General features: G+C 41.8%; 7 protein-coding genes. All 7 read right to left on the reverse strand.

Annotation, left to right across the window (positions count from 1 at the left end; all coding sequences use genetic code 11):
• Positions 1-70: 70 nt before the first annotated feature.
• The 7 genes from ACGHEH_RS11590 to ACGHEH_RS11620 all read right to left on the reverse strand — a co-directional run bounded on the left by ACGHEH_RS11590 (position 71) and on the right by ACGHEH_RS11620 (position 11880).
• Positions 71-1051 carry an alpha/beta fold hydrolase gene (locus ACGHEH_RS11590; RefSeq protein ID WP_390445439.1) on the reverse strand — a complete coding sequence of 327 codons (981 nt, stop codon included), beginning with the start codon at positions 1049-1051 and terminating at the stop codon, positions 71-73.
• Between the two features lie 133 nt (positions 1052-1184).
• Entirely contained in the window at positions 1185-4349 is a 3165-nt protein-coding gene (locus tag ACGHEH_RS11595; RefSeq protein ID WP_390445441.1) for an HD domain-containing phosphohydrolase, read from the reverse strand.
• Positions 4350-4648: 299 nt separating this feature from the next.
• Positions 4649-5662: an L-threonylcarbamoyladenylate synthase gene (locus ACGHEH_RS11600; RefSeq protein ID WP_390445443.1), complete on the reverse strand. Its 1014-nt coding sequence runs from the start codon at positions 5660-5662 to the stop codon at positions 4649-4651.
• 9 nt (positions 5663-5671) lie between these two features.
• Complete coding sequence (locus ACGHEH_RS11605) at positions 5672-6469, reverse strand: DUF6671 family protein (RefSeq protein WP_390445446.1); 798 nt, start codon at positions 6467-6469, stop codon at positions 5672-5674.
• Positions 6470-6720: 251 nt separating this feature from the next.
• Positions 6721-8103, reverse strand: a complete 1383-nt coding sequence (locus ACGHEH_RS11610) for a M20/M25/M40 family metallo-hydrolase (RefSeq protein ID WP_390445448.1) — start codon at positions 8101-8103, stop codon at positions 6721-6723.
• A gap of 443 nt (positions 8104-8546) precedes the next feature.
• Positions 8547-9899 (reverse strand): DUF1501 domain-containing protein, encoded by a 1353-nt coding sequence (locus ACGHEH_RS11615; protein ID WP_390445451.1) that lies wholly within the window; start codon positions 9897-9899, stop codon positions 8547-8549.
• A gap of 10 nt (positions 9900-9909) precedes the next feature.
• On the reverse strand, positions 9910-11880 hold the full coding sequence (locus ACGHEH_RS11620; protein WP_390445453.1) for a DUF1800 family protein: 1971 nt from the start codon (positions 11878-11880) through the stop codon (positions 9910-9912).
• Between the last annotated feature and the right edge of the window lie 76 nt (positions 11881-11956).

Consider the following 11956-nt stretch of genomic DNA (forward strand, 5'->3'; position numbering starts at 1 on the left):
ATTTAATGGCTACATTAACGCGTTACTAATTTGAATACATTAACTGATTGGTAAAAAAACATTTCTAACATCATAGTTTGTTTATGTTTTGGTTTCTCGCTAACTCAACAGTTTCGCGTATTTTTTTGATGACCAAGTCGGGTGCATCTGCCGGAATATTATGAGTCGCACCCATTGCTATGATGTGCTCAGAATTGTTAGAAAGCGCAGCGATGCTTTTTTGCATGCCTTGCCATTTATCGGTAATTCTAAAGAATCTCGGGTTATTTGCATAAGCTTGTTTGTCGTGACTGATTACCAGCATTTTTAAATTGCCAAAGTCATAGCCGAACGTTTCTAAAGGCGTATAAAAGCCTTTTTCATGTCGGTAGCTTGAGAGCACATGCGCATATCTGAAACTGCCATAATATTGATCAAGTCGTTTTTGCATCGGTGCGTCATAGTGCTTGAAAATATTCTTCATATCAGATAATCCAAATGCAGCATTAAGATACTGTAAGTTTTTAACTAAATCGGGAATTGGGTCAAATTCTCCTCGCATAATCTCATGCTGATATTCATGGGCGGAGTCTAAAAGAATAAGTGCAGCCAAGTTAATCTCGTTTCTTGCCACGGTTCTTCTAGAAATAATGCCACCATAAGAGTGGGCGACTAAAACAACAGGCTCGTTGCCAGCTATATGCTTTATCAGTGCAGTTTGCAGTGCTGATTTTTCATTTGTTGTAAAAGTAACTGGCACATTATCACTACCACCATGACCAAGCCTGTCGTAGTAACAGCTAGTAAAGTTATTGGGTAATGCTTTGGTGATAGTGTCCCAGCTTTGTTCTGAGTCAGCTGCAAATCCAGTTTCGAAGAACACAAAAGGCGCATTATCTCCTTTGCATAAATACCGAACTTGTTTGTTTTGATAAGTGAAATATTGACCGGGCAGCTTAATGGTTTGGTGCTGAATAAAGGTAACAAAGCGAAGCAAGGTATAGATGAATAATATGAGTAAAAAAGCAAAAAGAGCTTTGTGTGATTTTATGCGATGCGCAAATTTTGGCATATGAATTCTTCCCAGAAATTATCATTCTTTTTGTATAACGATTTAAAGATTGAAAAGGGGTGAAAATCAATTTGAGTATTATTGTATTTTGACACTTCATCAAAGTGCCAAAATACAATAATACTCGGCCAGATTAAGCTACTTTCTGCTTACCAATCAAGCTATTAATATCGACCTCGTCAATTTGAGTAGGGTCTAAATGTTGCTTGGCGTAGTCCAAGTAAACACCTGAAGTTAAAAATAATTCAAAAATATCTAAGTCTATGTGTTGATCTTTGACCATAAACTGCATAATTTTCAGTGACTCTGATAAGGTTTTCGCTTTCTTGTAAGGTCTATCTGAAGCGGTCAAGGCTTCAAAAATATCCGCAACAACAAGAATGCGTTCAGGGATCGACAAATCTTCTTTTTTTAGCTTTCTTGGATATCCTGTGCCTATCAAGGTTTCGTGATGAGTTGACGCCCAACGCGGCACGTTGGCTAAATCATCAGGAAATGGCAGGTTATCGAGCATTTTTATGGTGCTTATCATGTGCTCATTGATTCTAAATCGGTCTTCATGCGTCAGCGTACCGCGTGAGACTGTTAGATTATAGAGCTCGCCTTTATTGCTGAGTAGATCAGGGATATCCATTTTTATCCCATATTTACCGACATACTCAGGTTTGATTGTTCTTGGATGAAGATGCTCAGTTTTATCATTGAGCAGCATTTCAACACAAGGTAAAGGAGTTTTTAACCCTGGTTTGGCTTCTAGCTCCAATTGCGATAAACCCAGTGTATCGTCAAAGTGGCGCTCCCAAGTTATTAAAGATAACTCTTCAAGACGAGAAACAGCTTCATCACTGAGGTATTCCCCACCTTGATTACATTTTGCAATAAATGCAAAGTCATCTTTTAATTGTTTGAATCTTCTCTCAAGTTCGGTTTTGTAGAACGCTTGAGATTGAGGTTGAAGCTGTGTGTTTTGGTGATAGTCAATGACAGCATCTCGATATAAAACCTCAAAACGCATACGAATTTCATGTATACGATTATAAATCGTTTCTAATTTGGTTGCTTTGTCGACGATATATTCGGGTGTGGTGATTTTGCCACAATCATGCAACCAAGCAGCCATTTTGAATTCACGTTTTTGCTCAGCCGTTTTCAAATTGAAGTCACTAAATATGCCATAGCTGGCCGATGAGGCTGCTTCCGCTAACCTAATACCTATATCTGGCACACGTTTACAGTGGCCAGCAGTATAGGGAGACTTGTCATCAATAGCTTGTGCAATCAGTTCTACAAACGACTCTAATAATTCAGCTTGCTGTTTTTCATGTTTTTTTATTGACGATGACATTTCTGCTAAAGAAGCACCAAGCTGATCAAGTTCTTTGATGTTACTGTGCTCAATAGCAACGTCATCATACTGCCTGCATTTGATTTTCTTGTTCTGTGCCATGAGTTTATGAATTGGCTGCACTATGGGCGCTGAAAATAAGTAAGACAGAGGGAGTAAACAAACAAGGCATGCTGCAGTTAGAAATATAGAAGCTTTAACTTGGTTCAAGCTTCTAGCATAAAGCTGATCTGTGGGCGTGACGATCGCAAAAAAGGTTTCTTGACCATCATTGACTTTCACAGGGCTAACGTAGACGTAGGCCTCAGCTTTATCAAGTTTTACTTTAAGCAGTTCATTTTGTAATGAATCATTATCAATTGCATCTAAGAGGACTTTGTGCGGCACAGTAAATGACTGTTTGGTTACATTTAGCATGTTTGATTTGGTTAGCCATTTATTTCTTAATTGTGCCTCCTGAGAGGGGGAAATACTCGTTATTGCCCGGTTAATAATAGGCACTAAACTTTTTAACTCAGGCTTGAGTAATAAATGCAAAGAAGACGGGAATTCATGAGGCGCAAAAGAGAGAGGCTCATTGACTTTTATTCCATCTATAAAAAACTCTGATTGGGTTTGCAAAAGTGACAATTGGTTGTCAAATCCGGCATCGGCTTTGCCATTCTTAACTGCAAAAAACACCTCTTTGAGAGTATCAACTTCGATTAAAGTTACTTCTGGGAATTGTTGCTTCAATAGGGGAATAATAGACCAGCCTTTTGCTATAGCTAAGGTTTTCCCCTTTAGTTGCTCTATGTTAGTAAACTCCTGAGCATTGGATAGCGTAATAGTCGCGTATGGTAATTCTAAATAGGGGTCTGATAAAATGCCCATTTCTTTATTTTCAGACGTTTTATAAACCGCTTGTAATCCATCGAGTTCATAGTTTTTAAATTTGCCAACGAGTTCAGGCCAAGTAAAACCATTCACAAACTCTATTTCAAGACCGGTCATCTGAGCAATCAGATTCAATTTATCAACTGAATAACCGTTGGGTTGACCAGAAATGGCAAAATCAATTGGGCTCCAATCCTTAGAATTAGATATTTGTAAATTAGGTGCATTTCGGATAATTTCTTTTTCATTTTCTGAGAGTGAAAAATTGTTATATTCGAAACTCGTATTTTCCGTCTTTTGTAGCTGGTTGGTTGCAATGACTTCACCAGTGGCCTGATAAACAAATAAGTCACTTCCTATGACTAGGCTATGTTTATTTAGATACTTAGTTAAACTAGAAAGCGCAATATCGACACCTATAACAGCTTCCGATGCTCGCATGTTTATAGAGTAAGTTAACCCAGGTGCTTCGAGAGATTTAAACTGGTAAGGTGCTGATTTATATACCTGTTCATGACTTGCGCCCTTGAACCATGGGCGTGCTGTCGGGTCGAATTCATGATATTCACTGTAGCTAGCACGAGGTGATAAGTTTTTATCTAAAAAAGTAATCGTTCTAGTCGGTACTTCTGTATTAGGCGCTATTTCAATTTTTAACCACCTGTCTGAAGCCAAGGCGTTTAATTTAGTTTTAATTTCTTGCGAATTAAGGTTAATAAGTTGCCCGAAATGGCCAGAGGGGTGGCCAATAAAAATAGAATAATAAATAGGATTATTTTCCATTGCTTTGGCAAACATTTGCAGTTGCCCAGTCGATAACCCTTCGATTTGGTTAAAGCTAGTATTCGTAGAAAGTAGCTCGGCTAATCCATTGGCTTGGTGATCAATTGCAGCTAGGTAGTCACGAGTGTATTCTGATGACGTTTGAAACTGCTCAAAGGCATTCTGTTTAGTCTGTTGAGTAGAAAAGTGATATTGCAATAAAATCGCCACACCTGCAGTTATTGTGGTGGCAATGAGAAATATAAAAAAAAGCGTAAATCGAATCGAAAAACGCCAGCTCTTCGGTGAAAGCATGAATACATCCTTGCATGCGTCTCGGTTAAATTATTTCCTAGCTTAGAAAAGGAATGGCAATATTTCCAATTAAAATCTTTAAATTTCCATTCAGTTACCTATAAATAAAGTGTCTATGGGCGGTGTGTTTTAAGATTGATCAAATTAAGAGAATTTTTACATTTCATAAGTAAGTAGGTTGTGAGATTAAGTCAAAAGAGATTTACGAAATTCATTTGTAGCTTAGATGTTTATATAATGAGTTTAATATACTCGAGCCCAATAAATGTATTTACTGGGCTATTTGTGTTAATGATCGGTTATTCAGGAATAAACTCGAAAGATGCGGCGCGAGAAAGGCGGTTATTAACGGCTTGCCAGTCTTCATTCACAGGCGGTGTTTCGACAAAGATTTTAGACGGCGTCAATTTATCTAAGCAGTATAAGTCGTAGTATAGAGCTTTACCATAACCTGCGGCATCGCAGGCTATCTGTTTGATAAGTTCTGGCTGTAAATCTAATGCACTTACCTCGGCTAAAATCTGCTCTGAGTAGGCAAGTATCGCAATGTTTTTGTTGCTTTCATTTTGAATCGCATGAGTAAGCTCAGCGGTTTTAACTAAAGTCACAGGTGCATTTGGCTGGTAGTGTGCTTTTACGTTACCCGGCACCGCTTCGTTATGCTCCATCGGTGTTGTGACTGGTTTACCTAAACATTGCTCTATCTCAGCAGCTGAAATTGGGCCAGCGCGTAATACCCTTAGCTCATCTGATGTTAAATCTAAAATGGTCGATTCCAGACCATGCTCGCATGCGCCGCCTTCTAGAACCGCAGGAATACGACCTGTTAATTGCTCAACCACTTGCTCAGGTACTGTTGGGCTTAATTGCTTATAACGATTTGCCGAAGGTGCAGCTAATCCTGTGTCTAAATCAATTAACACTTTTAAAAACAGCGGGTGAGAGGGCACGCGCAGTGCAATGGTGTCTTTTCCACCGGTTACTGGGTTATTCAGCCCAGCTTTGGTGTTTAAAATAACCGTTAATGGCCCCGGCCAAAACGCATCAGCAAGCTTCTGTAGATCTGAAGGTTCCGAGTCTGCCCAACGTGCAATATGCGTTTCATCGGGAATATGCACGATTAAAGGATGATTTGATGGGCGACCTTTTGCTGCAAATATTTTTGCCACGGCTTCTGGCTGTGTTGCATCCGCGGCAAGGCCGTACACGGTTTCAGTCGGTAGGGCGACACATTCACCTTGTTTAAGCAGCTTAACGGCTTGGGCGATCCCTTCGTCTCCGGTGAGAAGCTCGAGTGTTTCAAATTCATTCATAGGTAAACCTTAAGGATTACAGAGCTGACAATAATAGGGATCGGCAGCGGTTTGTTCGGTATTTTTTAATTCAGTATGGTCGCAGCATTCACAGTAATATTTATGCTGCTTAATTTGTTGTGTTGCAAGGCCGCATTGTTCACAAGGCAAACCTGCAATGGCTTCTTTTACAACAAAATTTTTGGCATTGCACTTAGGGCAAATGGCACTGAGCCTGTTTGCTAAATCGTCGGCAGCTTTACTGATCATTTGCTGCCGAAGCGGGCAATGCATAGCGCGTAAATCTGGCTCAATTAACGCTTCGGTTAATTGCTTGTCAGCTAAAGTTTCGATCAAGGTTTCGCTGCTTAACCCCTTTAAGACTTGCTCATCAAATTTCAGTAACCAACGCTGACTTTGAAAATGATTGAGCTTTTTTAACAAGGTATCATGGCAAGTCTTACTGTTTACTTGGATACTCGAGATTGCAAAAGGCCCTGAGGCACTCGCATAAATAGCTTGCTCTGTTGCACGTTCATAAAAACATAAAATCTCGTCATTCCAGTTCACTATGCCCGGGTAAGGACCATTGCCAAAACTCCCTTCGCTGCCCAAACCAAATTCGGCACCGAGCAACTCACACGCCATTTTCGCTTTTTTTAAAGCCGCTTCTTTAGGGCTGAGCGTGCGTTCTATGTCGCCTGCGAATGTGCCTAAGCTATCGGTGTCAAACGCATTGCTTTCAACCACATCAAAGCCAAGCGGCGCGAGTGCGTTTGCGATGCACTTAGCTTTATCATGTTTAGAGATAAGTACAGCTTGATTCATTAATGACCCGACCTTAAAACAACTCAATTACCGAAACGAGATTAAAATAGCAAAAGCTCAAAGCTCTGATAAAAACAGGCTTTAAAAAGGGGCGCTATTATACGGTGAGTTGTATAAATTTGTCACTATTTTCGCCTTGTCAGATGGTGAAGTGGGGCGTGTGTTTTTTAAATCTGGCGAAGATGGGTGAAGAAAAGGAGAAACTGGGTGTTTCTCCTTAAATAACCTGAGCTCAGGTTAAATACGTAAACTTACTTGCCTAGCATTTTAGTTGGGCTTTGCGCTGCAAGGTACGCAAACACAGCGTAAACCGCTACGTTTTGGTTTAACTTTGCAGGGTCGATTTTATCTAACGTATCGTCTGCGGTGTGGTGGTAGTCAAAATAGTCAGTACCATCTTGATGTAGAGAGAAAATAGGGACGACTTTAGAGTCTTTAAATGGAATGAGATCAGGACCACCAAAAGCGTTGTTTCGTGCATCGTATTTAACCCCTAAGTCTTTTAAATGCTTAGCAATGGCACGTACTGTCGGTAATGAGTTTGAAGCAACACGAGATTCAACTGCATAGATAAGGTCGGCACCAAAGTCAGACTCTGCCGCAGCAACAATATTACCTAGCTCGTTTTGATGTTTCTTCACATAAGCCTTTGCACCCCAAAGACCTTGCTCTTCAGCGGCAAATAACACCACGCGCACACTGCGCTTGGTTTTTGTCAGCTCACTAATGTGTTTTGCAGCAGCTGTGATAATTGCCACACCCGCACCATCATCAAGTGCGCCAGTGCCTAAATCCCATGAATCTAAATGCGCGCCTAACAGCACGTATTCGTTAAGCTTTTCTGTGCCGGTAAATTCACCAATGACATTGTAAGAAGTGCCCATGCCTTTTGATTCAGCTTGTACGTTTAAATTAATTTCAACTTTATGACCCAGTTGCAATAAACGTTCAATTTGGTCGGCATCTGGGTTTGCCAGTGCGACAGCAGGAATGGCCTTGATACCATCTTTATAATGGTTACCGCCTGTGTGTGCAAAACGGTGTTTGGCAGTACTGACTGAGCGCATCATAAATGCCACCGCGCCTTTTTGGCTGGCAACCACGGCACCTCGGTTACGCGCTTGTACGGCAGGGCCGTAGCTGTTGCCGTCTAAGCTGCGGTCCATGCGATAATTGATAAAGACAATCTTACCTTTCGCGGCATTTTTAGGTGCAGCTTCAAGCTCTTCTAGTGTTTCAAAGATGACTATAGGTGCGCGCGTACCATCTTTTGGCGTGCTGACACTGTTACCAAGCGCGGTGATGTGAATAGGTTGCTTTGACGGCAGAATAATTTCGGCAGATTCAGAATAGCGCAACCAAGCTGGGAATTTAGCAGGTTCTTTCCAAACTTTGTCGAAGCCCAAACGCTTTAGTTCTTTCATCGCCCAGTCTACGGCTTCGAGATCTTTAGGTGTGCCCGCCATACGTGGCCCAACTTCCGTAGTCAGTCTTGCCACAATATCGTAAGCCAATTCGCTGTTAAGCGACTTTTCTTTTAATTGTTCAGTTACTTGAATTGTTTGTGTATCGAAGGTGTCAGCAGCAAAAACATTGGCGCTTAACACCAAGGCTGCCAATAATAACTTTTTCATTCTTATAAGCCTGTTGTAAATATTACCATTATTTTGGAACGTTCTAAGTGGGTATGCAACTATACGCGATGAATCACAAACAGCTTATCGATTTGTGATAAATAAGCCAAACAAAAAAGCCCCATTCGATTTGGGCTTACTAGGGCGTGTTGACCTTTGCTGTTTTTTTTTGCAACAGTGAGTTGGGTATTTAGGCCAGGAAGAGGCTGCGTAGCAAGGGTTGCCCCGCATAGTTATTCTATGTAAGTCAGCCGATAACGCCGAATAAATGACCAACTCGCGCTGCTCGAAGAGTTCAACCAAAAGCTTCCACTACTTTGTCATTCGCCACTTGCATAACCCATTATGCTTCGTAGCTCATTTCGTGTACTGAAAGCCTTTGATTTGAACAAAATTCATACCTCAAAGATAAACACGCCCTAGGGCAAAATGAGTATTAAACACTATTTGAATAGTGATAATGGCTCACTAAATTGAGATAAATTAGGAAATACTTGGCTCAATGATGTGTCATTTAGTCCTAACCACTGTCCTAAACTTGCCGCATATTGCTCAATGGATGTTGTGGGGATCAATCGGCCGCCTCCAGCATCAAAATCATGGTCGAGTTCAGATACGGGCACATCGCCAAAAATGGTGCCACCATTGACCGCACCTCCCATCACGAAGTGATGGCTACCCCAACCATGATCGGTTCCATCACCATTGATTGCTAAAGTTCGACCAAAATCAGACGCGGTGAAAAGCGTGACGTTATTACTTAAGTTTAAGCTTTCCATGGCGTTATTAAAGGCAACAAGTGCACCGTCTATGTTGCTTTGTAAATTGGGTAAGCTTTGCGCTTGGCCTGAATGGGTGTCAAAGCCACCCATTGCCACGATAAAGATTTGTCGTTTGGTGCCCAGCTCGGTGCGTGTTGCAATACTTTTGCTCACAGTTTCTAATTGCATAGCCAAAGGTGTGGTAGGGAATGGTGGTAATGACACCTCAGTGTTAGCAACGGCGTTGTTAAATTGCTCGTTGGCTGTATAAGAGTCATTCATAAACTTGGCCAAATCTTTTTGTAGCAAGTTATTTGAGCTATGATTTTGCGCACTAAAGTGGGCTATTAATTGCGCATTATTCTCAAACTCTTCTAATGCTCTGATTGTTGCCGCTTCACCGCCACTGACATTATAGGGGAAGGTGTTTTCTCCTGTAAGCCATAGAGGGGCTTCATCGGTCGAGATAGCATTAAATGGTGTTTGTTCAGCAAGCCCTTGCGTTACTAATGCATCGTTCATGAGCCCGCCCCACCCAAACTGGGCACCTTCTGTCTGCCCTGATAACCAAGTTGATTGTTGGTCATTATGCGAGAATAGCCGAGCAGGTAGCTTGGCGGTTTTTTGTTTAATCATTTCGGCCGAAATGGGCTCCACCAGTGGCCCTACATTGCCAACAATAGCCAACTTGCCTTGCTGGTATAAATTGGCCATGCCAGATAACTCGGGAGCCAGCGCAAAACTGCGTGTGCCAAATCGAGAGGGCGTATTAATCGGGTTGAGGTTTGCTATGGTGCGTTTCGTTGTATATTGGCTTAATAAGCTACTTCTGTGGCTCGCCCATGTGTTGTAGCTATCTGTATCATACGGAATAAGCGTATCGTGGTTATCCATTCCGCCGTATAAGAAAACACATACCAGTGCTTTGTAATCTTTATCTTGAGCGTCGGTATTCGCAAGTGCTTGTCCTAATTGCAGCATAGATGTTGCCATCATAGAAGCGCCACTGAATTTTAAGAAATGTCGTCTATTCATGAGAAAGCTCCTATTTTTGAACCAAGTAATCAGGTGATGTCATAACCAGTAAAATAGCCAGTTTTACCCTCAGCAAATAACCTTCTTCATCGTCTTCTTCGACGCGACTGATAATAGGCTTTATATCCTCGAGCGTTTTAGCTGACAGCTGCTCTGCACTGAGGAGTAAATTTAAATGTGCCAGTAAGGCATCAACATCATTGGCTAATGCCAGTTCTTTATCGTAATCCGTAAAAAAGCTATTCACTGCATTGCGAGCATCCAGTCGAATGTTGTTGTCATCGAAGTCGGCTTGTAACTCTTCTACATCAACATCTCCTTGAAGGCCTGCGATATAAAAGGTCATAAAGTTGGTGTATCCGGGGATAGAAGTGGCATTGGTGATCTGAAGTTCAGGAGCGACTAAACCATTGGCGGCTGTCTCAGTACCGGGGGCTGCGTAGCCGGGTCTAAAAAAGTTAAATACACTTTTTGAGCGATATGGGTGCTGGCTTAACATACTTGCAGGGCTGGTATCCCAGAGCATTTCTTGGAATTCAGGTGTGACGTTTTCGATTTCAAATGCGCGCGCCCACTGTGTAAAACGTAAAATCGGCTCTCTAATTTTACCTGAACTACCACTTGGCTTACCTGTGGCTTCAGGGTCAAATAAAATGGCTGCTAAGGTCGCGGTTAAATCACCTCTTTGCTTATCGCCTACATTTGAACCATCAGGGAGTGTAAATTGACCTTGAGAAAAAGCAGTTGCTACTCTAGTTACATACTCAGTAGAGGGGTTCGAAGACACCAAACGCTGAATAAGTTGCTTACTAATGAAAGGAGGCATATTTGGATGATTAAAAATATGATCCAGTGCTTGAGTGATTGACGCTTGAGCGCCCGTACCTGCAGCGATTTGCGTTCCTAAAAATGTTTTTTCTTTTTCTGAGTGTAATTCAGGGTAAATCGCCATAGGGATCGCAAACTCGTGGCTTTGCGTTTCTTCAGCAGTATCGTGATCAAGATCTAGGCCAGTGAAAACGCGAGCAAGACCGGTAATATCCTCATTACTGTACAGTTCAATTTGTTTGCCATCGTCATCTATTTGCTCTGTACCATCTTGATTTAAAGCAACCACACCGAGGGTGAAAAGTTGCAGTAGTTCTCTTGCGTAGTTTTCGTCGGGGACTCTGCCAGTTGCCTCATCGCCTTTCATGTTGCCCATGTAAGTTAAGTAAAAGCCCATCGATGGGGAGTAGGTGACAGCCTCGAGTAATGTTCGGTAATTACCAAATGCATGATTGATTAGGATATCTTGATAACTCGATACCGCTTCTGGAATATCTGTGAGTTCTTCACCGCCTGCATTTGAAACAACGAGTATTTCCGACAAGGCAAAGGCCATACGTTGCCTTAATTGATCATCTGCTGAGATAGCATGTCGCCAAAAAGCGATGGTTGTTGAACCAACATGCAGCAAATCGAATTCATCATCGTCATTGACTTCAGTCGGGGCATAAGCATTGACAACAGGCAGTTTTAAACTCGGTGGAAGCTGTAGTTGATCTTTAAACCACTTAGAGGCACTTTGACCCGTTAAATTGGTGATATCGGTCGGTGTGGCGCCAAAAGTGGCATGTTGAATAAAACGAGAAGTCGAGGTCGCAGTGGCAAAGGTTAGATCGCTTTCTTCACTTGTGTCGTCACCGATATTGTCGTCGGCATCTTGATCACCAGAGTCATTATCTGCATCGTTATCAGCAGTATCACTTGAATCTGAGTCATTATCTGAGCCTGAATCTTCGCTCGAGTCATCACTCGAATCATCAGTGTTGTCTTGCCCTGAATTGTCATCTGAGTTGTTGCTGGAGCTTGAGCCACTACTATTATCGACAACTTGTTCTGGTGCCTTAGATGTTGATTCTGAACCACCAGAGCCGCAACCCGCAAGGCTGAAGCAGACCAGAACACAGAGATATCTTAGTTGAATTAGTTTAGTCATTGTTTCTCTCTCGTTACTTAACGATAAGTTAAGTGTAGAGCTAAAAACGCTGAGCGTGTTTTACAGTTATAATACG

Origin of the sequence: Pseudoalteromonas sp. MTN2-4, assembly GCF_042848605.1 — a bacterium.
Classification (GTDB): domain Bacteria; phylum Pseudomonadota; class Gammaproteobacteria; order Enterobacterales; family Alteromonadaceae; genus Pseudoalteromonas.

Excerpts from the sequence above, each read along its gene's own strand:
- ACGHEH_RS11590 (WP_390445439.1), bottom strand. The coding sequence starts at position 1,051 with ATGCCAAAATTTGCGCATCGCATAAAATCACACAAAGCTCTTTTTGCT.
- ACGHEH_RS11595 (WP_390445441.1), bottom strand. The coding sequence starts at position 4,349 with ATGCTTTCACCGAAGAGCTGGCGTTTTTCGATTCGATTTACGCTTTTT.
- ACGHEH_RS11600 (WP_390445443.1), bottom strand. The coding sequence starts at position 5,662 with ATGAATGAATTTGAAACACTCGAGCTTCTCACCGGAGACGAAGGGATC.
- ACGHEH_RS11605 (WP_390445446.1), bottom strand. The coding sequence starts at position 6,469 with ATGAATCAAGCTGTACTTATCTCTAAACATGATAAAGCTAAGTGCATC.
- ACGHEH_RS11610 (WP_390445448.1), bottom strand. The coding sequence starts at position 8,103 with ATGAAAAAGTTATTATTGGCAGCCTTGGTGTTAAGCGCCAATGTTTTT.
- ACGHEH_RS11615 (WP_390445451.1), bottom strand. The coding sequence starts at position 9,899 with ATGAATAGACGACATTTCTTAAAATTCAGTGGCGCTTCTATGATGGCA.
- ACGHEH_RS11620 (WP_390445453.1), bottom strand. The coding sequence starts at position 11,880 with ATGACTAAACTAATTCAACTAAGATATCTCTGTGTTCTGGTCTGCTTC.